Source organism: Sphingomonas albertensis (assembly GCF_014358075.1).
Taxonomy (GTDB): Bacteria; Pseudomonadota; Alphaproteobacteria; order Sphingomonadales; family Sphingomonadaceae; genus Sphingomonas; species Sphingomonas albertensis.
This window is the reverse complement of record NZ_JACONT010000018.1, coordinates 48,023-71,406: the sequence shown is the minus strand read 5'-3', so window position 1 is coordinate 71,406 and position 23,384 is coordinate 48,023. Positions and strand designations below refer to the sequence as shown.

Sequence of the window (23,384 nt, the reverse complement as noted above, 5' to 3'; positions counted from 1 at the left end):
GTCGCTAACTAATCGGTCAGCAACCCTATCCAAAGCTTCGACGCGCCGCCCCTGGGGGCCTGTGGCACAAGCTGCGAGGTCCTGTAGCCCCAAGTGACCCGCGAAATCTTGTGAGATGTCCACGATCTGATCTGCGTCGATCTGACCTGCCTTGCTCAGTTCGCCAAAGATATGTCTGTAAGGGGCCAGCGTCGCAGCGGAGCTTGGTTCGCGGGCAGTCCATTGGTCTCCCGCGAGGGCGTACCATAGAGGGGTAAGCGCTTCAGCGGCTACTGGGCGTGCTACATCCCTAAGTCGCGTTCCTAGATCGTCATGTCTTCTAGCAAGCTCGGTAAGGTCCATGGATTCACCCCACACCGCGAGCGTCCGCGCGGCTGAGTATCCGCAGCTGGAAAGCGCCGCAGTACCGCTTAGCTCTTTGAGAGGGGTGTTGGACGTATTCTGCGCATTACATTCGGCGAGAATCGCCCCGACCCAAGGGGCAAGCATGCGGCCTAAAGTTGGTTGCTCTCGGACGTTAGTCAGGCGGCCGAACACCTCTCGGGGCCAGATACGGCACCACTGAGTAATGGGCGAAAAGCTGTCCATAAATGCGGATAGCCACGCTAAGGTGTCCGCCACATCGTCACGTCTGACAACCATGAAATCTGGAAACGGATCACCGAGCGGCGCATCCCAGAACCCTAGCATCACGGTTCTCGGTGGGGCGTTTCTTGCCGCCATATGTGCCCAATCCGCTTTAGCGAACTTGGTGCCATCGCCCGACCCGAGTAGCTCAGGAAGCTGCTCGCGACTGCATTCGACGATATAGGCTGTCTGTCTCATGATGCCTCTTCTAGAATATATCGTTGAGGTCAGGTAGGGTCTCGCGGGGGGTTTCTAGATGGCTCGGGAGGGGCTTCGAGTGGTAAAGTTTCACCTCTGTCTTTGCTCGGGTTACTGCCGTGAATGCTAGTGTGCGCAGAGACGCGTCTAAGTCGTTCGCGTCTAGAATGTGCACGGCGCGGGCTTCAGACCCTTTTGCGGAAGCGATGGTCATGACCCGGATTAGCGAGTCTGGCCCGAACGCTTCGTAACCTTCGTCGTGTGACTGGCGGATGGATCTACCAACAAGTTCTCCGTCTTCAACTAAGACGTCCCAAAATGCGTCCCTGACATCCCCCTTTTGTGCCATAACCATAATAGGCTCGTCGGCAATGTACCGAAGTTGTGACTTTATGTTCGTTAGGCAGGTTTCGTACTGTTTTTGAGCGGATGAGCATGACTCTGGTTCTACCGATGAAGGGCGAGACTTTTCGTCATACTTACAACCCTTTATCATTGGAGGATCACCTTCACTTGGCGGTAAAATACGGTCTGCGAATACGCAGATCTTCTCACCGATTCGATAGTGGTACTCTAATTGTACGGTTGTAGTAACGATATCTTCAATTGCCTTCAGACCATCCTTGTTTTTGTAGATGGTCTGCCGTGAGTCGCCAGCCGCATTGATATGCTGGGCTAGCTTTGCCATGACCAGTATCTCATCTTTCTGAAAGTCTTGCGCTTCATCTATGAAGATTACGTCGTACAGCTTTCCGGGTTTGTTTGATGCTATGTATTCGTTCAGCGCTGTGACAAGTGCGGCTCGCGATTTCTTGAAGCCGCCCTTCATGCTAGGGGGCGTCAACCCGGCATCAAACAAGAGCTTTCGTCCCCACGCCATGAAAGTACTGATCTCGTTGGACTTGATCTGGTCTGTTCGACCTATCGATGGTCCTGATTTCAGAAACTCGGCAAGAGTTCGAGTAAAGGTAATGAATACAAGTCGGGGTAGGCTGAATCTAACGTAATTAGCTCGAAGTATCAAGATGTTGGTCTTACCTGATCCGGGTGGGCCAAGTACCAGTAAACCGTCAGACGGGGGTGATCTCAGGATCTTCTTCTGCTCTTCATCAAGCTGACCAGGTTGTACCCACCAAGTTTCGTTCATACTTTGACGCCCTGAACCAATCTATTTTGAGGCAGTTCATACCGTTTAGCCGCGTCGGAGCGGATAGCCATCATGATCACATGACGGTGGACCAAGGTTAGTCGGTGTCGCCTAACCGTATCCGCATGGCGCCCTCTGAGACTTCAAGCCTATCTGCCATGGCGTCAGTATCCAAGACCCCCTCCGCTTTGAGCGTTGCAACGGCTTCCGGCGGCATGAGCAGGTTTGCGGCAAAGCTGTTGGCCTGCCGCTCGTGCTTGGGACGTATTAGCGCGTTAGGTAGAGGCGAGTGTTCAGCACGATATGCGCGTGTGTCCCCCGTACCGGCGCCCAACAAGTCCCGGTGATAGATATAGTGCCCGAGCTCATGCGCTGCGGTAAACCTGCGCCGCGTCAGTGGATGGCGCTGATTGATGACGATCTCGTAAGCGTTCCCTTTCCGTTCAATCCACCCGGATATCTCGTCATCAAGAATCTCGAAGCGCAGTTCGAGACCTATATCCTTGATGATCTGGAAGACAGGCACGGGGATACGATCGGAGTAGCGCTCTATGACCTTCAGTGGCTCAATCATTACCCTGCTTCCTCGCCTATAGCGTCCGCCGCTTCGTCATCGTTGCCACGGCCGAGAGTGGCATTCTGTAGATTCTCGACGTGGGCTCTTACGAGTCCCGGCGCTTCGTCAGTCAGCCATTTTGCTATATAGGCGTTAGCACACTTTTCCGCTTCTGTTCTCGCTTCGTTTTCTGCCCGTTGCGTAATTACCCATCCCCAAGCCAGCCCGGCGACAAGCGCGATAACGGCAAGCAGCAGCGAACCCCACGCGAAAGCCGAAGAGAGAGCGGAGAAGGAATTCGCCATAGCATCCCAATTGGGTTGGGCCGGGGCGGCGGGCACCGGAGCTGAACAGTTCCTCGTAGCTGCTTCGACAATCTTTGTGCATGCCCCCCACGCTGTCGACGGTGTGCTACTAGTTCCAGGCAAATACGGTCCCCCTGTTTTGCAGCGCCAACTATGATCATGTAGCCTGCTCTAGTGCAACGGTCATTTATGCGAAGGTGCGACTGACCCGTCTCATTCGGCAGATCGTCACTTCAAGCAGGAAGCGTTCCCGAAGCGTTAGCGAGCCGGAGAGCTCTATCGAAAACGTTCGATTACGAGCCCCCAACTACAGGTGTATCGTAACTAAGCTCGACTCATATCGATACAGGTGCTAATTGCGATACACCGATTCGTTACAGGGGCTTTCACGATGTCACGTACCTTTGCCTATTGCCGGGTTAGCACTGGCGACCAGACGACAGATAATCAGGTTCGTGAGATTGAAAGCTCGGGCTTCCATGTTGATACAAAGCGCGTGGTCGCGGAAACGGTTTCGGGGTCCGTCGCTGCGATGGAGCGCAAGGGGTTTGCCAAGCTGGTCGATCGGCTGGAAACGGGAGACGTGCTCGTTGTTACCAAGTTGGATCGCTTAGGGCGGAATGCAATCGACGTTCGCGGGACGGTCGACATGCTGGAAGCCGGGGGCATCCGGGTCCACTGCCTTGCGCTTGGAGGCGTTGACCTAACCAGCGCTGCCGGTCGGATGACTATGGGTGTTATCGCCGCCGTAGCGGAATTTGAACGCGATTTGCTAATTGAACGGACACAGGCGGGGCTCAGTAGGGCAAAGGCCGCTGGGAAGGCTCTGGGGCGTCCACAAGCCCTATCGATTGAGCAACAAAGGGACATCCTCGCCGCCCGATCGAAAGGCGTGTCCCTCGCTGAGCTAGCAAAGGCGTATCGCGTTTCGCGCGCGGCAATTCAACGGGTGGAAAAGCGTAACGCTATGGTCAGGGCTTGACCGTAGCCTTGCATGCGGGGGAAACCTTGGGCCTATGCGGTCTGTCCCTCGGCGTTGAGTGTACGGTTACATCCGGCTGCCGAAGACGATCGGCAGATACGCCGGATTCAATATGGTTTTCTATGTAAACATTAGTTCCAATTGGTGCGACTGGCGATAGCGCAGCACGCTCCGTGCATGAACTCTGTAGCTTTGAATCGTCGATCTTCCCACTGTCATTGAAGCTAACAAATGCGGCATATAGTACGATAGCCACTATTAGGATTCCAACCGCTACCAAGGCGATGACATGGATCAATTCGCCTCGGCTAGTTACCTTCCAATTGTCCTTTAGCGGCCTTTGAGACAATCTATCTATATCTCGGAGTCTGGTGCTAACATCATGAGACCTACTAAGATTGACCCATAGCTCATGATGAAGCTTCTCGATCTCTGGTATGACATAAGACCATTCCGGATTATCAGGATTGTCTCGTAGACGTATCCGTGACATCGCTTGTGCGAATGCCTCCAAGTCGCGTGCCTTATCATACACCAAGTTGCTAGAAATTATGGTGGCCTTGGAAGCGATGATTGCCAAGTCGTTGCGCTGGTCGTTGATCCAGCTCTGACGAAAGCCGGAAACGAGGTTTCCTCTGGTGATCAGCGCCCCAATGAGGGTGATTGCTCCGGCCAGCGCTCCTAAGGCGACAGTGACGGTTGTTGTGTCAGCCATAGGTAAAGCCCCGGGTTTCGTGGTGCGCTTCGGCGCGATCCAAGTTTGAAAGATTGTCGGACCACAGGTCGCCAAGCGCTATCGTGTCGCGACTAGTCGTCATCGGACATTGTGCGTTCGGAGTGTGAACTCGTGTTCATAAGCGGAGAGAGGCTACGGACGCCGCGCGCTATGCAGGTTTCATTTCCAAAGCGCTGGGTTGGCGTCGTCAGTCTGGTAGAAATGCTTTGCCCGCTTAGAATACTCCCGAAAATCGGCGTTCTCTGAGGCGAGCCGGTTCATTGCACCCCAATCGATCTCCTCTTTCTGAAGGGCTGGGATTAGGGTCTGGCTTTCTACGGGGTCTTCGTGGTTCAGTTGAATGATGCCAATGCCGTGAAGATTATGCAGAACCCTGAGCTCCGGCATAACCTTTTCGTCGATCTGTGAGGCTACTAGGTAACCAAAGTTTGCCCATGACGAGTTAGATACCGTCTGAAAATAGGATTCACGAACGTTAGATGTATTGAGAATGACCTTCACTTCGAATGACCAGAGCGTCGCCTTTTTGCCGCCTGCGAGCCTGATCAGGTCGAGGACCTCCGAACCGTATCCGGATATCCTGCTTTGTAGGCCGCATACGTCAGGGTACAGCCACTTGTTGGCATTTGGGCCTTTCTTATTTGAAGCAGTCTTTTCGTCGATTCGCATCGTGACAACGTCAAACTCGGCAATCACAAACTCACGAAGTTTGGCATAGAGCAATGCCTCCGGAAGTAGTCCAGGCTGTAGCGATAGCATGCTTTGGTCGAGTGACTCCGCTGCCGTGACGACTTGTTCATCGGTCTCGGTCGTCCAGTAATACCTCCGTGGCTTGTCCGCAGTGGAACGTAAGGAGGAATACCTACTTTCCCAATTCGGCCGGTTAGCGCCGATTTCGGCAACCAACTGATTGCGAAGCTGGTTGATATCAGTGATAAACTTGCTCTTAGCGATCTTCGCAGCAACCTCTTCCGGGTACTCCGCGATAATCCATTCTGCGATCTCCCTAGCTTTCAGTTTTGCACCCGGCTTGATTGAAAGGCATTTGAAGACGGTTTCCCGAAGCTTGAGCGACGCTGCCAATGTGGACTCCTAGGTCGGGTTTTCAGCACCTTGGCTAAATGTGATCGCGAAGCCAATAGCGCGTAGGACGCTTCTGGGGGGGGGGTGGTTGCGGCCCGGTACGGACATGCCGTAAGTCAGAGCTGACGCGCCCCCCTTCGGCTAGGAAGGGCAGCTGCCAAAGCTGCTTGGTACCCCAAGTGCAGCTCTTGGTTCGTACGAGCAGAGATTTGAACCGCGGATTGAGGAAGGCGGGCGGGGCCCGGCGGTGATCGTGGACCGCGAGGATCGTCTTTGACAGTTCGTGTGTGCTTTGAACTCGAGCAGCGGTAACTGAACGTTGTCGAGTTCGCAGACATTGACCTGCTCCCGTTTTGGGCGGCTGAGTTGATCCGGTTCGAGGGCTGTGAGGGGTGAAGTCCTAGAGAATGCTTCGGAGGTTGGTACGGTTGGTTGCGCACTGAACGGGCCGAAAAAGGTGGGGCCTCACACTTGGGCTTCAAGGGGTCAGGAGAAGGCCACAGGGTACTAGCGCTTGTGTCAGTGAACGGTGGCACTATGCTCCAACGCCATATCCTGACCCGAACATCGGCTCGGATGTGCAAAAGGTATTTAGCTATATTTAGGTGAGAGATACTTACATAAACTAAGTAACGTTAAACTTAGTTAAGGTTCTGAACAAAGTTAACATCTGACCTATCGTCCGTATATTGCGTGTTGGACGGTTATTGAGTATACTTGATTGATAGACGACCATTGTCAACGGTTAGCACGTCTCTAAACAGGCCAAGCCATAGCGCCTTCCGATTGGGCCGGATCAATCGAGCAACTTATACCGATAGCAACCTAGCTTCGCGAAGGCCTAACCGCCGATATGCAGCAGGCCTAAGCTATAAGCGCTTTCATCGTACCCCTTGCTGCGATGGCAAGTTGATTTCTTTGGGGAACTATAGGCCTTCGGGCTAACCTCCGACCCCCCGGCTGAGCAGAGATAGTTCGAAGGGAAAACCTAACGTATAATGGGCTGATACTCTCCTAGTGGTTTCACTAGGTATCACACGCGGCGTGGCTTCCGTCTCTTCTCTTTCAAGGGGATGCAGCAAGTAGCAGTTAGGTTATATTAGAAATTGTCAAAAGGATCTCGGGTGTAAGATTCCGCGTGAATTACCATGGAAGAAACATAACCATTCTTATAATTGGATAAGCTTCTAACTGGTATCACCCTAGCGGAGGTGGAGGTGTGTCTACGATAGTAGCATTACATCAAATAGACCGATGTCGATGCCGTCGTAGAATCATGACAGTCAGCTCGGATAGAACATGCAGCGTAACGATTCGTGAAGGTGAGTTGGCTGTCTCGATGTCATAACAACCTTCTATTATCGCTCGAGCCTCCTCGGGGGTTATGTTGCCCGGTCTAGAGAACTCGGCTGTTCCCCTTCGTATGAAGCCAAGGCTAACCAGAAGGCCTCCGATGGATTGCTTTATCGCCCCCTTCGCTGGGCCGCTTGCGCTAACTCGGACTTGGGTTTCCATTGTTACTGTGCCCCCTTGTCAGAATGCGACCCGCTGCCGCCGTGTAGCGCGTAATTGAGAGCCCATTCTGTAGGATTACGAACAAAGCTGCTGATATCGCTTTCGCGCCAGCGGACGGCTCGTATGCCAACCCGAACGGGAGTTGGAAACCGGCGTTGCTTCATCATTGAGTAGATCGTGGTGCGTTTCAGGCCGGTCCGCCGTTCAACGATATGCCGAGGTAGAAGTGTTTCGCTCATCTTTGTGCTCCATGTGATGAGCTAAAGATGATAAGTTTTGCGAGGTTCCGCAAGATACGTTCAAGGCTCGTGCAGCCTTTGTGTCCATCACGTTACTTTGATATCAAAGAATGGATTCCTTGGTATAGTTTCTAATAATAGTGGCTAGCTACACAGGTAGCTGCACCAATCTTTCATTAGCCCGCGCCTCTTGTCGAAAAGATCAGACCGCGCGTAGGCGGCTTCCGCTTTGTCTTTGATGACATGGGCGAGGGCGAACTCGACGACCTCGCGAGGGTGATTCGTCTGCTCACCTGCCCAATCTCTGAACGAGGAGCGAAACCCATGGGGAACGGCGGGTATGCTGAGTTCCTTCATAAGCTTTGATAGAGTCATATCTGATAGGGGCTTCTTGTCCTTAGTGCCGGGGAAGACCAAATCGTCGTCGGCGCGCCTGAGTGTTTGTGCTTCTTCCAAGATGGCGATGCAGCGCGGCGGCAGCGGAACCCGGTGGAGCCTCTTGGCCTTCATGCGCGCTGCCGGGATCGTCCAAACAGCCTTGTCGAGGTCAAACTCGCTCCACACAGCTTCCCGCGTCTCTCCCGACCGGGTTGCCGTCAGAACAAGAAACTCAAAGGCAAGCTTGGTACCTGTACCTGCTTCGCTTCCCCTAACGGTCGCAATAGCTGCTTCCACTGCATCATATGGCAAAGCTTGGCGATGTTTGACGTTCGAACGGTCGTGTTTCGGAAGTGCCTTGCTTATCGTCTCTGCCGGGTTGTCCGCACGCCAACCGTTCGCCATCGCCCACTTGAATACCGTTCCGATCCGTTGCTTTACACGGCGTGCTGTTTCAGGATGTGAACTCCATATCGCCGACAGCGCAGCAAGTACGTCTGCCCCCGTAACCGTATCGATCCGCTTCGACCCGAAGAAAGGAAAGGCATAGGTAGTCAAGGTATTCAGCCACTGATCGCCGTGCTTGTCGTTACGCCATGTAGGCTTTGACAGTTCGTGAACTTTCTCGGTGGCGGCCTTGAACGTTAGAACCTCCATAGAGCGCTTTTTTGCCGCTAGGGGGTCTACACCCGCTCGAGCAAGCTTTCGGTTCTCTAAGGCCTTCTCTCGGGCATCTGCGAGGCTAACAAGGGTTACAGACCCTAAGCCAAGATCTCTACGCTCGTCGCCGATCACTATACGCTGAATCCATTGCTTTGCCCCGTTAGCCCGAACTTTCAGATACAGCCCATTACCGTCCCCATGAAGACCAGGAACGTTCAGGGCTCGAACCGCTTGCGCCGATAGGCGCTTCTCAAGGTGTTTACCCGTAGGTTTGATACCGCTCATGCTGGAACATACCGCCCAACATAAAGATATGGAATAGGGCAGATCACTACGGAAGCTATCGGAACAGACATTAGGTAAGATACTGTAAAACAATGGCTCCTGGGCTCTGAACGGCTCTTGCCGGACGTAGCGATAGCAGACTCCGTCTCCGCCAAATTGGCCTGCCTGCGCTAGCATCTCCGATCCTCACGGAAGAGCGTTTTTACTTCTCGTTCTGTGCCCGATCTTTTGGACTGCCCAACGGGTTGCCCGGGTCGGAGAATCTGAATGAATTCGCGCCGGCGCAATGCGGTCGGTGCGGGGGCTCGTCGATCGCGGGTTGCGCTTGGTACGGCTGCACCCCATCCCGTCAGCTTGCTACAGTAACCAAGCGTATTCGTTCGGCGTTAGACAGGTCGAGTTGTCCTGCCGTCGGAAAGGATAGTAGGCTATCCGGGTTATGGCTTTTGGCAGCAGCATTTCGGGGTATTCGCGGTGACCTCCTTTGCGTTGGCCCGGTCTAAGCTGACGGCCAGGGCTGTCGGGGTTGAAGGGGAGATTTTGCTCGAATCCGACGCTGCTTTTCAACAGCCGCGAGGGCTGATCGATCTGGCGGCTTCGAGTCCGTTCCTGCCGGCCTACAGCGTCACCGGGGGCTATCCGGGGTTGAGGGCGAGCTTGCCGCGCGACTATATCAGGACGATCGTGGAAGTGCTCGCCGGGCCGATTTCGGAGGCGTTTTCGCTTGGTCGGATCAGGCCTTTGAAAGCGGAGGGTGCGTTCTCCATCGTGACGTTGCCCGACGATGCGCTGTCCGCCGTGCAGCGTGCGCCTCACGTCGATTCAACCAATTCCTATCAGTTCGCCATTCTCCACTATCTCTGCGGCGAGGCGTTTGGCGGCACCACGTTCTTTCGGCACCGTGCCACGGGTTTCGAGACGTTGAGCGAGGATCGGTTGCCACGCTACAAGGCGAGTAGAGCGAGCGAGGGCGCCGCGTCGGGATATGTAGACACCGGCGCGCCCTGGTTCGAACAGACTGCGCGCGTATCGGCCGGGTTCAACCGGCTTGTGGCGTATCGAAGCTGCGTGCTTCACTCTGGATATGTGCCGGCATCATCCGTGTTGAGTCCGGATCCCCGCATGGGTCGATTGACCGCGAACGTCTTCGTGACGTTTGCCGCGGACGACTAGCGCGGCCTTCCTGCCTGGATCTGCATGATGTGTTTGGTTTTCTCGGTTTCGGAGATGCCGATCTCCGGCAAGCGGGGAAGCGTATTCGCCATGGCTCCAGTCCCATTGGGGCAATGACGGCCTCCGCCTGCTGGGCCGCGCTCGCGTGTAGTACGCTTGGACCTAGCCGGCATCGATCCGCTATACTGTATACGATCGCGCCAAAGAATATCTCGAGCAATCGTTCCAGGCATTAAGAAACTTAGTTTTTTTAATGATGGACTTGATGGAGTAAATCGGAGGTGTCGAGGCCCACTGAAACCTGAGTTAGTTTTCCACTGAAGGCGGAGTCCTGCGATCGTAGGGCGTGGCATCATGATCAACGTGCCTGCGCCAGTTGATCCGTGTTGTTTAATTGCAAGGATTAATCGGTTTCGGTTCAGATGTGGCGCAATATCATTTGACAACTTATGACGAAGTGATAGCGGTACCACGAGCCGGGAAAACACCGGCCGGAGACTTGGCGACCAGGGCCGCCGTAAAAGGGGAGAGGATTTATGAGGGGACGCACGTTTTTAGTCGCGCTCGGATGCACGACGTCGGTTGGCGCGATGTCGTTGTGCCTGGCGGTGCCTGCGATGGCGCAGTCCGGGGCCGGCATCGACACGAACGCACCGGCCACCAATGCGCAGCCGGGCAGTGAGGATTCGCCCGCGGTCGCGCAGGTCAACGCGCCGAACGACGCGGGATCGACGGTCGATACGTCCACCGATATCATCGTCACCGGCGTCCGCGCCTCGCTGAACCGCGCGATCGACATCAAGCGCAACTCGGCGGGCGTCGTCGACGCGATCTCGGCCGAGGATATCGGCAAGTTCCCGGACACCAACCTCGCCGAGTCGCTGCAGCGCATCACCGGCGTGTCGATCAACCGCGTGAACGGCGAAGGATCGCAGGTCGCCGTCCGCGGCTTCTCGGGCGACTTCAACCTCGTGACCGTCAACGGGCGCCAGATGCCCGCATCCAACGTCGACACCAGCGGCGGCAACGCGTTCGCGCGTGGCACCGGCCGGTCGTTCGACTTCCAGAACCTCGCATCGGAAGGCGTGAGCACGCTCGAGGTCTACAAGACGGGCCGCGCAACCGTCCCGTCGGGCGGGATCGGTGCAACGATCAACATCGTCACCCGCAAGCCGCTCGACTCGCGCGAAAGCGGCTTCTCGGGTTCGATCGGCGGCAAGGCGCTGTACGACAGCTCGATCGAGGACGCCGAAAGCAAGAAGCACCGCGTGACGCCCGAGGCTTCGGGTATTCTCAATTGGAAGAACGAGGCCGGTACGTTCGGTGCGGCCGTATTCGGCAGCTATCAGCTCCGTGAATCCGCGTCGGTGAGCTCAAACCCGAACTATTGGAACGTGGTGCCGACGGAGACCTTCTTCGGCAGCACGACCTATGTCACCGCCACGACGGTCGTCACCAATCGGCCGACGACGCCGTACGTGCTGATCCCCAACGACAGCCGCTATGCCCTGTCCGAGAACCGTCGCGAGCGCATCAACGGCCAGGCGGTGCTGCAGTTCAAGCCGACCGAAACGCTCGAATTCACGCTCGACGGACTCTATGCGCGCAACAAGCTTCGCGAGCAGCGCAGCGAGCAGACCAACTGGTTCAACCGGCCGTTCAACCAGGTGACGTTCGACAACAACACGCAGATGGCGAGCGCCGTCTTCATCCAGGAGAACGAGAATCCCGTTAAGGACGGGGGCTTCGAGCAGCAGCAATACGCGACCCAGACCGAGCTGAAATCCTTCGGCGGCAACGCGAAATGGGGGTTCGCCGACAATCTCACGCTGACTCTCGACGGTCATCACTCGACGTCCAAATCGACGCCCGACAACAGCAACGGCACGTCCGCGACCCTGCTGTCGCTCGGCGCACCGGTCATCGCGTCTCATTCGGTCGATTTCACGACCGGGTTCCCGCAACAGGCGATTACGATCAACGACGTGGTCAAGGGCAACGGCAACGGCGTGCTCGACGTCGGCGATGTCGGTACCCAGGTGGCGCGCACGATCACGTCGCGTCAAAGCCAGCGCATCAACGAAGGCCGTGCGCAGATCAGTTGGGATCTCGGCGAGGGCAGTCGCTTCGACTTCGGCGGCAATTATATCGACACGAAGATGCAGTCGAGCAGCCAGCAGACGCAGCAGACGCTTGGCGACTGGGGTATCGGCGACACGGGCGTTCCCGAACGGATCGCGGGCGATCTTCTCACGACCTATTGTCTGACGTGCAAGTTCGACAAGTATAACCCGAACTCCTCGGGCTCGTCGCTTACGGCGTTTCGTGGGAATGCAGTCGACCTGCTGAACATCTTCCAGCCCTATTATCTGGACATCGATTCCCAGCTTCCGGCCGGCGCTCCCAGGGTGCATCAGGTCAGCGGCAGCGGCAACGTGAACGACACGGTCCGGGAAAAGACCTGGGCGGTCTTCGGCCAGTTGACTTGGGCAGGCGAGATCGCCGGTCGCCGGGCCAATCTGTTGATCGGTGCACGCTATGAACGGACGAAGTCGCGCTCGACCGCACTCCAGGCGGTGCCTACCGCGGTGATCTGGACGGCGGACAACGACTTCTTCGTGCAGGTGCCGAGCGAGACCAATCTCGTTCCCGGACGCGGCGGCTACAGCAATCTTCTGCCATCGGTCGACTTCAACATCGAGGTCGTCCGCAACGTGAAGGCCCGCGTATCGTTCGGCCGGACGCTCGCGCGTGCGCCCTACGGCAATCTGTTCGCGACGGCGACCGTCCAGCAGCCGCCTCGTCCGGTGGCACTCGGGGGCACTGGCGGCGGCACTGCCCAGAATCCGGCGCTGCTGCCTCTGGTATCGGACAATTTCGATGCGTCGATCGAATGGTACTACAAGCCGTCGAGCTTCGTCTCGGTCGGCTTCTTCGACAAGCGCGTTCGCAACTTCATCGGCACGGGTATCACCAACCAGAACCTGTTCGGGTTGCGCGATCCAAGCTCCGGTGCGGCCGGCACGCTTTCCGGAACCGCGCTCTCGCAGTTGAGAAACGGTAATTTCGACCAGTCCGACGTCAATCTGTTCACCTACACCGCGCTGCTCGTGCAGAATGGCGGCAACGTGGCGGCGGCAGACGCGACCTTCCGGGCAAACGCCACGGGGACGACGGTCAATCAGCAGTTCGCCGATGCGATATCGGGCGCCGTGGACATCACGGCGGGTGCGAACGATCCGTTGCTCGTCCTGGCGGTGTCGCAGCCACTCAACAACCGCGAAGGCAAGATCCACGGCTTCGAAGTGGCCTGGACGAACTTCTTCGGCGACACCGGCTTCGGCTTCGCGGCGTCCTACACGAAGGTGGACGGCAATGTGAACGTGGATCCCTATGCGGATCCGACGGTCAACATCTTCGCGCTGACCGGCCTCGGCGACAGCGCGAATGGCACGCTGATCTACGACAAGAACGGGCTTTCGGCACGCATCGCGTACAACTGGCGGGCCAAATACCTGCAGGCGACCAACCAGGGCGAAGGGCGAAACCCGCTGTTCACGGCGGCATTCGGGACGCTCGATGCGAACATCAGCTACGACATCAACGAAAACATCGCCTTGTCGCTCGAGGCGATCAACCTGACGAGCGAGAGCGTTCGGCAATATGGGCGAACGAAGGAGAACCTCGTCTTCGCGCAGGAACTCAAGCCGCGTTACCTGCTGGGTGCGAGGTATCGCTTCTGATCGTCGGCGGATGAAAGGGAAGGGGTCGCTGTCGATAGCGACCCTTTTCTTTTGGAGCGCAGCCGATGCCGTGCTGTAATCCCGTGCCAGGCGGCTGTAATCGCGCCGTTACTCCAGCAAGCGATAGCGAATAGATGACCCCCGTAATGTCGAACCCAACATCGTCCAACTCAACATCGTCGAACCCGGTATTGTTGAACAATGTCGAGCACGCCGATCTGCGGGTCGCGATCCGCCCCGGCGCGGAGTACGGCGATAGCGTAAACCAGCTCCCGATCTACCCGTCGGAATTCGAGGAGGCCCAGCGCTCGTTCCCGATCGTCTTTCGGCGGGAGGAGAGCGGTATTCAGGCCTATGCCCTGCTCGGCCTCGATCGCGACGAGAACCTGTTCCTCGAGGATGGCCGCTGGACAAGCGACTATGTCCCGGCGGTGCAGCGGCGCGGGCCCTTTTCCATCGGCATTGACACCAGCCGGTCCGATGGTGAGAGCCAGGGCGATCCGCTGGTCTATATCGACCTCGCGGATGCGCGGGTCGGCGCAGTCGACGGCCTGCCGGTGTTTCTCGAACATGGCGGCAACGCGCCGCTCCTCGACCACATCGCGAGCGTGCTGCGCGTCCTTCATGAAGGCGTGACCAGCGCACCGGCGATCTATGCCGAGTTCGAGGATGCCGGGCTGCTGCAACCCGTCGATATTCAGATCAGCCTGAGCGAGGAGGACGGCTATGAACTGCCCGATCTCCTCACCATCGATCAATCCGCGCTGGCCGACCTGTCCGGGGAATCGCTGGAGGCTCTTCACCGGAGCGGCCTGCTCCGGGCCGCGACGATGGCGGCATCCTCGCTGGGCAATATCCAGTATTTGATCGACCGCAAGAATCGCAAGCGGCTGCTGACATGACATCGTTTGGTTCCGAACGGCCGATCACGCACCGCAATGTGCGGGAGATCGACGCGCGAGCGGTCGGCGCCGTTGATTTTGCGGCGCTGATCGCCGGCACCGAGCCGGTGGTCGTGCGCGGGCTGGCGCGGGACTGGCCGCTGGTCGAGGCAGGGCGGCGTACACCCGAAGCGGCCGCAGCGTATCTCCTGTCGTTCTACAACGGCCGTCCGGCCGCGGGCTACACCGCGCCTTCGGAAGCCGGGGGGCGCTATTTCTACGACGACACCCTGACGAAGCTCGCCTTCGATCGCGAACGCGTTCAGCTCGACGCATATCTGGGCCGGATGCTCGTCGACCTCGGCCAAGCCGACGCCCCGTCCTATTATGTCGGCTCGACCGATCTGGACGGCTATTTCCCCGGCTTCACGGGCGCCGGCAACGATCTGGCGCTGACCGATCCCTGTTTTGCAGGCGTGGTCAAAAGCATCTGGATCGGAAATCGCACGACCGCGGCTGCGCATTACGACATGTCGAACAACATCGCCTGCGTGGCGGTCGGCGCCCGGCGCTTCACGCTGTTCCCGCCCGAGCAGGTCGCGAACCTCTACCCCGGCCCGCTGGAGCCAACGCCGGGAGGGCAGGTGGTTTCGCTGGTCGATTTCCGCGATCCCGATTTCGCTCGCTTCCCGAACTTCGCGCACGCGGTCGAGGCGGGGCAGGTGGCGGAGCTCGGGCCGGGCGACGCAGTCGTCTACCCCGCGCTGTGGTGGCACCATGTCGAGGCGCTGGCCGACTTCAACGTGATGGTCAATTTCTGGTGGAACGATGCGCCGGCCTATCTGGATTCACCGATGACCACGGTGCTTCACGGCATGCTCAGCCTGCGGGACCGGCCCGATACCGAGAAGCGGGCCTGGTCGGCGCTCTTCGACTATTATCTTTTCGGCCCCGCGGATCGGCCGTCCGCGCACCTGCCGGACGCGGCGAGGGGGCCGCTCGCCCGCCTCGACGAAACCGGCGCGCGGCGGCTTCGGGCGATGCTGCTGTCTCGGCTCAACCGGTGATGGAGACGATGCGCGTGGACAATCGGGACGTGCGAAGAGTGGTGATCGCCGGCGGCGGCACGGCCGGCTGGATCGCGGCGGCGGCGCTGGTCAAGCAACTCGGGCCGCTGCTCGATATCACTCTCGTCGAGTCCGAGGAGATCGGAACGGTCGGCGTCGGCGAGTCGACGATCCCGACCTCGCGAACCTTTCATAATTTCCTCGGCATCGACGAACAGGCGTTCATGCGCGCCACGCAGGCGAGCTTCAAACTGGGGATATCGTTCGAAAACTGGGGCCGTGCGGGCGAGCGCTACATCCACTCCTTCGGCACGATCGGGCGGGCATCGACCTGGATGGGTGATTTCCACCATCTATGGCTGCACGCCCGCGAGCGTGGCCTGGCCGACCCCCTTGGCGACTATTGCTTCGAACTGAGGGCCGCCGACTCCGAGCGTTTCGCAACCGGGAAAGACGCCCGGATCAACTACGCCTATCATCTCGATGCGGGGCGCTATGCCCGTTTCCTCCGCGAACTGTCCGAACCCGCAGGCGTTCGCCGCGTCGAGGGCAAGATCGAACGCGTGGAGCAGAATGGCGAGACCGGCTTCGTCGAGGCGCTGGTGCTGGACTCGGGCGTGCGGATCGAGGGCGACCTGTTCCTCGACTGCACCGGCTTTCGCGGCCTGCTCATCGAACAGGCGCTGCAGACCGGCTATGACGACTGGACGCAGTGGCTGCCGACGGACAGCGCGATCGCGGTGCAGACCGTCTCGGTCGGACCGGCCGTGCCGTACACCCGCGCCATCGCGCACGAGGCGGGGTGGCGCTGGCGCATCCCGCTCCAGCACCGCGTCGGCAACGGCATCGTCTATGCCCGCGACTGTCTGTCCGACGATGAGGCGCGTGCAAAGCTGCTCGCCGACGTCGAGGGCGAGGCCCTGACCGAACCGCGCGTGATCCGCTACCGGACGGGCGCACGGCGCAAGGTTTGGAACAAGAACGTCGTCGCGCTCGGCCTTTCCAGCGGCTTCGTCGAGCCGCTGGAATCGACCAGTATCCACCTGATGAAGATCGCGATCACGCGGCTGATCCAGCTATTTCCGTTCGATGGGATCGACGACGCGCTGGTCGCTCGCTTCAATGCGATGTCGCGCCGCGAATCCGAAGGCGTGCGGGACTTCATCATTCTCCATTATCACCTGAACCAGCGCGACGAGCCTCTCTGGCGTCGGTGCCGCGAGATGCAGCTCCCCGACACGCTCGTCGAGCGGATCGCGCTCTTTCGCCAGGATGCGCAGGCGTATCAGGCGTCGGAGGACCTGTTTCGCGTCGACAGCTGGGTGCAGGTCATGCTGGGCCAGAACCTCGAACCCCGCGCGTTCCACCGCATGGGCCGCATGATTTCCGACGCGAACCTGACCCGCGCACTCAAGGACATCCGCACCGACGTCGCCGGCCGCGTTGCCAAGCTGCCGGTGCACCAGGATTTCCTGAACTGCTACTGCGCTGCGGGTAACACGTGACGCGTACGGTGCAGCTTTGATCTTTGCGACGTCGGAAGACTGCGAGAAATTAGCAAAGTCGCCCGATCGTGAAATCGAACCGGGGTGTGCCCGCCGACCATCCGGCCGGCGGGCATCGCGTCAGGCGTCTTCGGCCTGAAGGTTCACGCTCGTCTCGGCGAGCTTCGTCATATATTCGTCGCCGCCGTAGATGTCCTTGGTAGCCGCGCTCAGCTTCTTATGGTCGTCCTTGAGACCGAGCGCCTTGGCATAGGCCGCTGCCGTGCCGAAGCCGGCGATGCCGTAATGCGTCATGCGCTGATATTGCGCGATGATCATCACGTCGAGCAGCGGACCCTTGTCCGGTCCTTCCTCGAGGACATGCTTGGTCGCCTCGGCGGCCAGACCTTCCATGCCCTTGCAATGCTCCTTCGAGACCTTTTCGTCGTTCGATGCGATCAGGTCCTTCAGGATGTCGGTGTGTTTCTCGATCCCCGCCTGCGACTTGGTCAGCATCGTCTTCAACGCTTCGTCGCTGGCCTTTGCGGTGATCTTCTTGAGGACCTTCTTCATCTGATCGTTCGCCGACCAGAGGTCCTTCAGCTCGTCGGTGTAGATGTCCTTGAGATCTTCGGGTGCCGACATGATGGAATCCTCTTTCTGCGCCGGGCGGCATGCCCGGTCTAAGGTTGGAGATTGGATACGGACCGAGTGTCAGCCGGAGCCGGGATGCTTCTGCTCGTCCTCGTAGCGGGCATCGGTGCCAATCTTGCCACCCGCCTCGGCTTCGGCGATGCCCGAGGTCTCGACGACATCGATCGAGCCGCCATCCCCTGCGAGGCCGCGTGAAGTACGATCGGCATCCGGGTCGGCGGCGATCGTCGATCCTGTATCGCCATCCGATCCAGCGACGCCATTGGGCGCGCTGCCGCCGTTTTCGCCGGCCTGACCCCCACCGTGATAGGCGATGTCGCTCTGGCCGCCATGTGCCATGAACCCGGTGTTCGTTGCGACCTTGCCGGCATGCGGATTGGGATAGGCGCCGCCGCCGCTCTCTCCGCGGGCCGACCTGCCGTGCACGTCGGCGCCGCTCTTGCCTGCGGGTGACGCGCCGACACCGTCGGGGGCGCCCTTGGTATCGGGATTGCCGCTCACCGGCATCGGGACCTTGTCGCTCATGGCGTATTCCTCACCGTATCGAGGGGGGCAGGTAAGGGACGAACCGCGATGCGCGCTTCGTCCCCTGGTTCATCACGGGCGCAGTACGACCTTGATGACGCCGTCCTGCTTGTCGCGGAACTTCTGGTACATCTCGGGCGCATCCTCGAGGCTGGCCGGATGCGTGACCACGAAGCTCGGGTCGATATCGCCCGCCTCGATCCGCGCGAGCAGCGGCTTGGTATAGGCCTGGACATGGGTCTGGCCGGTCTTGATCGTCAGCCCCTTGTTCATCATCGCGCCGATCGGGATCTTGTCACCCATCCCGACATAGACGCCGGGGATCGAGATCGTGCCGCCCATCCGGCAGCTCATGATCGCCTCGCGCAGGACATGCACGCGATCGGTCGCAAGGAAGGTCGCGGCCTTCACCTTGTCGATCACCGCGTCGACGGCGCCGTGGCCTGAAGCCTCTGCGCCCACCGCATCGATGCAGCTGTCGGGACCGCGCCCCTTGGTACGGGACTGAAGTTCGTCATAGACGCTGTCGACCTCGGCGAAGTTGATCGTCTCCGCGCCGCCGGCCTCGGCCATCGCGAGGCGCTCGGGAACTTCATCGATCGCGATCACGCGACCGGCACCAAGCATCAGCGCGGACCGGATCGCGAACTGTCCGACCGGGCCGCAGCCCCAGATCGCGACCGTATCGCCCTCCTCGATGTTCGCGTTCTCGGCGGCCATATAGCCCGTCGGGAAGATGTCCGAGAGGAACAACGCCTGGTCGTCGGTGACGTTGTCGGGAACCTTGATCGGCCCGATATCGGCCATCGGCACGCGCAGATACTCGGCCTGGCCACCGCAATAGCCGCCCAGCATGTGGCTGAACCCGAACAGGCCGGCAGGCGAATGGCCCATCGCCTTGATCGCCATCTCGGAGTTCGGATTGGTCCGCTCGCACGCCGAAAACAGGCCCTTGCGACAGAAGAAGCAGTCGCCGCAGCTGATCGTGAACGGCACGACGACGCGGTCGCCGATCTTCAGATTGGTGACTTCGGAGCCGAGCGCGACCACGACGCCCATATTCTCATGACCGAGAATGTCGCCCGCCTGCATCGTCGGCTGGTACCCATCGAGCAGATGCAAGTCCGAGCCGCAGATCGCGCAGGCCGAGACCTTGATGATCGCATCGCGCGGATGCTTGATTTCGGGGTCGGCAACAGTGTCGACGCGGACGTCGCCTTTGCCATGCCAAACGAGTGCACGCATGAGGGTCTCCTTAAGTAGTGATCTGATAATAGTATCGGTAATACGGCGCTATGTGACTGGCTGGACAAGTGCAGTAAGCAATTATTCGCGAAGATAGGCAGGCGAAAACCTAATAGCCAAACCAATGCCTATGGTAATATTATCGCTCGGCATTTCGTACCGGTTATTTAGTTTGGTATGAGCTTAGTCGTTAGCCGCCGGAGTTTAATCATTACTGAGCGACAAAACCCGTTCGCTCGGATCGTTGAAGTCCATAGCGATCGAACGCCCGACATCGTTCCTTGGCGGTCCATTTAACCGCCGAGTTTTTTACTGATTACGATCAATAGTCTTGGATTGATCGATGATATCAATCGAGGATCTCGCAAATGTTCGATGAGAGACTGATAAGACACTGATGTTGATCATGACGATTTGCGTTTCAATAAGCTGTTTGATTGTAAAGGCTTAGACGCGGCGGGCTAGATGATTGCGGTTGCGAGGAAACTATACGGGACCGAACCGGATCTTTGGCCGTTTCAATTTGTCGCAAGCGCTGCGGTCCAGCAGGCGCCGATCATGGCCGCCTGGACGGGCAGCGCCTTCCGCTCAGGCAAATTTTGGAGTCCACAGATGCCGATCAACGCTATTCTCTTCGATATCGACGGCACGCTGGTCGATACCAACGACATGCACGTCCTCGCCTGGGAGGAGGCGTTTGCGGGCGTGGGGGCGACGTTTGATCGACAGGTCATCCACGACCAGATCGGCAAGGGGACCGACATGCTCGTCCCGACCCTGCTGCCTGACGCCGACGAGGATCAGCAGGAAGCGCTAGGCGAAACGCACGGTGAGATCTTCAAGGCGAAGTACCTCGATAAGGCCAAGCCCTTCGCGCAGGCGCACGCATTGTTGGCGCACGCGCACGAATTGGGACAGCAGGTCGTGCTGGCGTCGTCGGCGTCGGAAGCGGAACTCGAGCATTATATCGACCTGCTCGATGCGCGCGCTTTGATCGCCGCTACCACCAGCAGCGACGATGTCGAGAAGACTAAGCCAGCGCCCGATATCTTCGCAACCGCGCTCAAGAAGTTGCCGGGAATCGACCCGGGCAGCGTTATCGTCGTCGGCGATACGCCTTATGACATCGAGGCGGCGGCGAAGTGCGGGATCGCCGCGGTAGCGGTGCGATCGGGCAAGTTCAAGGACGCGCAACTGCAATCGGCGGGTGCGGTCGCGATCTATGACGACGTGGCGGCGTTGCTCGCCGACTATGCCACGTCACCACTGGGACGCTGAATCGCCGGCGAAGCCTGTGCCGATGGCGGGCCTAGCCGACGTGCGACCATCGAATCCGCGTCAGCCGGGAATGCCCCAATTGGCTTCCTCGTTGGCGGCGGCGGCGGTGCGGACGAGATGCTGGACATAGTTCTGGAACACCGGAACCGTGAACGTGACCAGCGTCGGCTCGCCCTGCGGTTCCTTGAACGTCAGCACGACGAAGCGCTGGCCGTCCTCGTCGAGGATCAGCCCGGCTTCCATCGCTCCGGGGCCGCTGGGCGTGATGACTGTCGCTACCATGATGCATTCTCGCTGTGCCGGGTTCCAGCGTGGCCATAACGGCGCATTTTCCGGTGTCTAGGTGGCGACCGAGCCGTCCTGCCGATCGCTGCCCTCGCGTTGCGAGAAGGGCGCAATGTGCGCCGTGCCACCTATCCACCGATATCTGGATACTTGGCCTGCCTTACGTAGTCGACGCCAATACGCAGTACGCAAGGACCGGAATGCCGACGAGTAGTATCAAGAGCAGGAGATTGAGTCCCATGAGGCGGTCCAGCCAATTCGGGAGATCTTGTTGGTGAAATTCGGTATCGGACCTCGAATGTTGTTCGACGATTTCGATATCGAATTTGTTGGAAAAGAAGTGACCCGGGCTTTTTCTCAGGAACATCTGAGGCGGCGGGTCTTCTGCCTGATTTTGCGCGTTGATCGGGCCGAGGTCTTCGGATTTTGATATGTTGTCTGTCACTGTGCCGTTTCCGCTTACTCGAGATCAGGGGCGCGCAGAGCGCCGCCCAAAGGTCAGATCGAATAAAGCCCGAACTCAAACGGCGAACAGCCGCGAGCTCGGGCTAACCCCGTGCGGCGAGTTGACCGGCGTGGTCGCGGAAACGCTTATGTGTCGCGGGAGCGTACATGGAAGTAACATCGTAGACCGGTCTCGTAATGTCAACATCGGCTCGGTTGGGCGCAACAGTCTTGACCCCGACCTGGGAAACACTAGGTTGATGATGCGGGCCGGGCCCCTCTGGCGTTTGTCTTTGGACGAACGTGATGTCGGGCCGCATCGGGTTAGCTCGATGTTCAGGCCTGGCCACTTGCCTCCTCTCATCTGCGCTGATCCGATCTTTCAATCGTTGGTTGGAGAGCGGCTATGAGCATATTTTCATACAAACTAACCCAGTTGCACAAGCAGTTGGACGATCAGATCCGTGTCGAGATGAAGCGACGCATGCCGGATGCCCTGCGGCTTCTTCGGCTGAAGCGACTGCGGCTGAGCGTGAAGGATCGGCTTCATGCACGCGCCTTGCGGTTGCAGGTGAACTGAACCGATGACCGTGTAGCGTCGTTCTAGAAACATCGTCCGCAAGGATCAGCATCACCGGTCAAGATGGATCGGGATGACCAAAGGAGAGCGAATATGGCCTATCTCGTAACAGCCGGATTGGTGCTTGCCGCCACCGGCGCGGCACTCGGCATGACCGTCGATCACCAGAACCGCGTGGATCACCATAGTGGTCCGGTCGCCGTCAAATATCGTGGCGATGTCGCCATCACACACAAGCAGGTGGGTGCGGTTGCCCCGGGGGGAAGGGCGTCGTCGCTACGCTGCGACTGGGCGGCGACCATGACGGTCGCGCGCCATGCCGTTGCGGCATCGGGTACCAGACTCGTCCGTAGCATCGACAGCGAACCTGTGGTGTCGGGCACCCGACCCGGTTGGTGCGCTACGAGCCACCGGGCGATCACGGAGGAAGTCGCGAGCAGGACGGCGGATATGCAAGCGCACCTCGAAGTTCTGGCGCAGGAGGACGAGACGATGCTGCGCGCCGAGCTGGACCGGATTCATGGCCCGCAGCGCGCTGGATGATAGGGGGGATGATCCGGAGCATGAACCGGCGCCTGCAACTGGCGAGCGCGATTGGCGCCGTAACCTGTGGCCTTGTCACGCCCGCATTCGCCCAGAGTGGTCGATCGGCAACCCTGGAGGTGATGAGCGAGGAGGAGCGGCGAGGGCTGAGCTGGAGTGAAGGACGTGCCGCCCTCGGCGGCGACGTCCGCGTCCCGGTCGGGCGCTTCGACGCCTCGGCGCGCGTAGTGACGACCCGCGACAGCGTGAGACACGACGGGGCCGACGCGGTGGTCGACCTTGTCGTTGGAACGGGCTGGGACCTTGGTGCCATTCAATTACGAACCGACGCCATCGGGCATGTTTTTGCAGGCGCACGGACGAAGGCGGACTATGTCGAGGCCGGGGTATCGGCAAGCTACGGCTATGGCCCGCTCTATGCGACCCTGGGTGTCATCGGTGCACCGTCGCAGCGTGCGATCGGGGGCAGCAATTTGTATCTCTATGCGAATGCCAACGCCGGTATCCCGGGTACGCCGCTTACCGTTCTCGCCGAACTCGGGCATTCATCCGGCAGCGTTCGCGATACCTTTCGCGCCGAGCGGCTCCGACCGGGCGGGAGCTACAGCAACTGGCGGCTCGGGCTCGAACATCGTCGCGATCGACTGACGGTTGGCGTCGATTACATCGGCACCGACATTTCCGGCACGGGCGATGCCAGTCGGTTTGCCGATCGGCGTAATGCGACGGACCGGCTTATCGGCCGCCTCCAAGTTTCGTTCTGACCCG

Annotated in this window: 20 protein-coding genes; 11 read left to right on the top strand and 9 right to left on the bottom strand. The window is 59.0% G+C overall.

Features of this window, described 5'->3' with window-relative positions; all coding sequences use genetic code 11:
• Positions 1–835: 835 nt before the first annotated feature.
• Together H8S47_RS09975 and H8S47_RS09970 are read right to left on the bottom strand one after the other, a co-directional pair.
• A complete protein-coding gene (locus tag H8S47_RS09975) occupies positions 836–1,972 on the bottom strand; it encodes an ATP-binding domain-containing protein (protein WP_187503720.1) in 1,137 nt (378 codons plus the stop codon).
• Positions 1,973–2,069: 97 nt separating this feature from the next.
• Positions 2,070–2,546 carry an ImmA/IrrE family metallo-endopeptidase gene (locus tag H8S47_RS09970; protein WP_187503719.1) on the bottom strand — a complete coding sequence of 159 codons (477 nt, stop codon included), beginning with the start codon at positions 2,544–2,546 and terminating at the stop codon, positions 2,070–2,072.
• Between the two features lie 678 nt (positions 2,547–3,224).
• Here H8S47_RS09970 and H8S47_RS09960 point away from each other — a divergent pair.
• Complete coding sequence (locus tag H8S47_RS09960) at positions 3,225–3,815, top strand: recombinase family protein (RefSeq protein ID WP_187503717.1); 591 nt, start codon at positions 3,225–3,227, stop codon at positions 3,813–3,815.
• 895 nt (positions 3,816–4,710) lie between these two features.
• Here the strand turns inward: H8S47_RS09960 and H8S47_RS09955 are convergent.
• The 3 genes from H8S47_RS09955 to H8S47_RS09945 form a co-directional block, all read right to left on the bottom strand.
• A complete protein-coding gene (locus H8S47_RS09955; RefSeq protein WP_187503716.1) occupies positions 4,711–5,634 on the bottom strand; it encodes an HrgA protein in 924 nt (307 codons plus the stop codon).
• 1,517 nt (positions 5,635–7,151) lie between these two features.
• Positions 7,152–7,388 carry a helix-turn-helix transcriptional regulator gene (locus tag H8S47_RS19220; RefSeq protein ID WP_187503715.1) on the bottom strand — a complete coding sequence of 79 codons (237 nt, stop codon included), beginning with the start codon at positions 7,386–7,388 and terminating at the stop codon, positions 7,152–7,154.
• A gap of 144 nt (positions 7,389–7,532) precedes the next feature.
• Positions 7,533–8,714, bottom strand: coding sequence for a tyrosine-type recombinase/integrase (locus tag H8S47_RS09945; RefSeq protein WP_187503714.1), 1,182 nt, complete (start codon positions 8,712–8,714; stop codon positions 7,533–7,535).
• 474 nt (positions 8,715–9,188) lie between these two features.
• Between H8S47_RS09945 and H8S47_RS09940 the strand changes: the two genes are divergently transcribed.
• From H8S47_RS09940 to H8S47_RS09920, 5 genes are all read left to right on the top strand, one after another.
• On the top strand, positions 9,189–9,887 hold the full coding sequence (locus H8S47_RS09940; RefSeq protein WP_187503713.1) for a DUF6445 family protein: 699 nt from the start codon (positions 9,189–9,191) through the stop codon (positions 9,885–9,887).
• A gap of 590 nt (positions 9,888–10,477) precedes the next feature.
• A complete protein-coding gene (locus tag H8S47_RS09935; RefSeq protein ID WP_235982753.1) occupies positions 10,478–13,630 on the top strand; it encodes a TonB-dependent receptor in 3,153 nt (1,050 codons plus the stop codon).
• A gap of 134 nt (positions 13,631–13,764) precedes the next feature.
• The gene (locus H8S47_RS09930; RefSeq protein WP_235982752.1) at positions 13,765–14,532 is read left to right on the top strand and encodes a SapC family protein; all 768 of its coding nucleotides are present in this window, start codon (positions 13,765–13,767) and stop codon (positions 14,530–14,532) included.
• On the top strand, positions 14,529–15,578 hold the full coding sequence (locus H8S47_RS09925) for a cupin-like domain-containing protein (RefSeq protein ID WP_187503710.1): 1,050 nt from the start codon (positions 14,529–14,531) through the stop codon (positions 15,576–15,578). The genes H8S47_RS09930 and H8S47_RS09925 overlap by 4 nt, the downstream gene beginning before the upstream one ends.
• Positions 15,579–15,586: 8 nt before the next feature.
• On the top strand, positions 15,587–17,083 hold the full coding sequence (locus tag H8S47_RS09920) for a tryptophan halogenase family protein (RefSeq protein ID WP_214655025.1): 1,497 nt from the start codon (positions 15,587–15,589) through the stop codon (positions 17,081–17,083).
• A gap of 120 nt (positions 17,084–17,203) precedes the next feature.
• Here H8S47_RS09920 and H8S47_RS09915 read toward each other — a convergent pair whose 3' ends face one another.
• From H8S47_RS09915 to H8S47_RS09905, 3 genes are all read right to left on the bottom strand, one after another.
• Positions 17,204–17,707, bottom strand: a complete 504-nt coding sequence (locus H8S47_RS09915; RefSeq protein ID WP_187503709.1) for a ferritin-like domain-containing protein — start codon at positions 17,705–17,707, stop codon at positions 17,204–17,206.
• Positions 17,708–17,776: 69 nt separating this feature from the next.
• Complete coding sequence (locus tag H8S47_RS09910) at positions 17,777–18,241, bottom strand: hypothetical protein (RefSeq protein ID WP_187503708.1); 465 nt, start codon at positions 18,239–18,241, stop codon at positions 17,777–17,779.
• 72 nt (positions 18,242–18,313) lie between these two features.
• On the bottom strand, positions 18,314–19,486 hold the full coding sequence (locus H8S47_RS09905; protein WP_187503707.1) for a zinc-dependent alcohol dehydrogenase: 1,173 nt from the start codon (positions 19,484–19,486) through the stop codon (positions 18,314–18,316).
• Between the two features lie 612 nt (positions 19,487–20,098).
• On the opposite strand from H8S47_RS09905, the gene H8S47_RS09900 reads away from it, so the two are divergent.
• A complete protein-coding gene (locus H8S47_RS09900; RefSeq protein WP_187503706.1) occupies positions 20,099–20,764 on the top strand; it encodes an HAD family hydrolase in 666 nt (221 codons plus the stop codon).
• A gap of 60 nt (positions 20,765–20,824) precedes the next feature.
• Here the strand turns inward: H8S47_RS09900 and H8S47_RS09895 are convergent, their stop codons facing one another.
• Positions 20,825–21,046 carry a hypothetical protein gene (locus H8S47_RS09895; protein ID WP_187503705.1) on the bottom strand — a complete coding sequence of 74 codons (222 nt, stop codon included), beginning with the start codon at positions 21,044–21,046 and terminating at the stop codon, positions 20,825–20,827.
• A 277-nt stretch (positions 21,047–21,323) separates the two neighbouring features.
• Between H8S47_RS09895 and H8S47_RS09890 the strand changes: the two genes are divergently transcribed.
• The 4 genes from H8S47_RS09890 (at position 21,324) to H8S47_RS09875 (ending at position 23,380) form a co-directional block, all read left to right on the top strand.
• Positions 21,324–21,479, top strand: coding sequence for a hypothetical protein (locus H8S47_RS09890; RefSeq protein WP_187503704.1), 156 nt, complete (start codon positions 21,324–21,326; stop codon positions 21,477–21,479).
• A gap of 420 nt (positions 21,480–21,899) precedes the next feature.
• Positions 21,900–22,073 carry a DUF465 domain-containing protein gene (locus tag H8S47_RS09885; RefSeq protein ID WP_187503703.1) on the top strand — a complete coding sequence of 58 codons (174 nt, stop codon included), beginning with the start codon at positions 21,900–21,902 and terminating at the stop codon, positions 22,071–22,073.
• Between the two features lie 93 nt (positions 22,074–22,166).
• Positions 22,167–22,616 (top strand): hypothetical protein, encoded by a 450-nt coding sequence (locus H8S47_RS09880; RefSeq protein WP_187503702.1) that lies wholly within the window; start codon positions 22,167–22,169, stop codon positions 22,614–22,616.
• 20 nt (positions 22,617–22,636) lie between these two features.
• On the top strand, positions 22,637–23,380 hold the full coding sequence (locus H8S47_RS09875) for a TorF family putative porin (RefSeq protein ID WP_187503701.1): 744 nt from the start codon (positions 22,637–22,639) through the stop codon (positions 23,378–23,380).
• Positions 23,381–23,384: the final 4 nt, after the last annotated feature.

Coding starts and splice junctions, on each gene's coding strand:
- H8S47_RS09975 (WP_187503720.1), bottom strand. CDS start 1,972: ATGAACGAAACTTGGTGGGTACAACCTGGTCAGCTTGATGAAGAGCAG.
- H8S47_RS09970 (WP_187503719.1), bottom strand. CDS start 2,546: ATGATTGAGCCACTGAAGGTCATAGAGCGCTACTCCGATCGTATCCCC.
- H8S47_RS09960 (WP_187503717.1), top strand. CDS start 3,225: ATGTCACGTACCTTTGCCTATTGCCGGGTTAGCACTGGCGACCAGACG.
- H8S47_RS19220 (WP_187503715.1), bottom strand. CDS start 7,388: ATGAGCGAAACACTTCTACCTCGGCATATCGTTGAACGGCGGACCGGC.
- H8S47_RS09945 (WP_187503714.1), bottom strand. CDS start 8,714: ATGAGCGGTATCAAACCTACGGGTAAACACCTTGAGAAGCGCCTATCG.
- H8S47_RS09935 (WP_235982753.1), top strand. CDS start 10,478: ATGTCGTTGTGCCTGGCGGTGCCTGCGATGGCGCAGTCCGGGGCCGGC.
- H8S47_RS09930 (WP_235982752.1), top strand. CDS start 13,765: ATGACCCCCGTAATGTCGAACCCAACATCGTCCAACTCAACATCGTCG.
- H8S47_RS09925 (WP_187503710.1), top strand. CDS start 14,529: ATGACATCGTTTGGTTCCGAACGGCCGATCACGCACCGCAATGTGCGG.
- H8S47_RS09920 (WP_214655025.1), top strand. CDS start 15,587: ATGCGCGTGGACAATCGGGACGTGCGAAGAGTGGTGATCGCCGGCGGC.
- H8S47_RS09915 (WP_187503709.1), bottom strand. CDS start 17,707: ATGTCGGCACCCGAAGATCTCAAGGACATCTACACCGACGAGCTGAAG.
- H8S47_RS09910 (WP_187503708.1), bottom strand. CDS start 18,241: ATGAGCGACAAGGTCCCGATGCCGGTGAGCGGCAATCCCGATACCAAG.
- H8S47_RS09905 (WP_187503707.1), bottom strand. CDS start 19,486: ATGCGTGCACTCGTTTGGCATGGCAAAGGCGACGTCCGCGTCGACACT.
- H8S47_RS09900 (WP_187503706.1), top strand. CDS start 20,099: ATGCCGATCAACGCTATTCTCTTCGATATCGACGGCACGCTGGTCGAT.
- H8S47_RS09895 (WP_187503705.1), bottom strand. CDS start 21,046: ATGGTAGCGACAGTCATCACGCCCAGCGGCCCCGGAGCGATGGAAGCC.
- H8S47_RS09885 (WP_187503703.1), top strand. CDS start 21,900: ATGAGCATATTTTCATACAAACTAACCCAGTTGCACAAGCAGTTGGAC.
- H8S47_RS09880 (WP_187503702.1), top strand. CDS start 22,167: ATGGCCTATCTCGTAACAGCCGGATTGGTGCTTGCCGCCACCGGCGCG.
- H8S47_RS09875 (WP_187503701.1), top strand. CDS start 22,637: ATGAACCGGCGCCTGCAACTGGCGAGCGCGATTGGCGCCGTAACCTGT.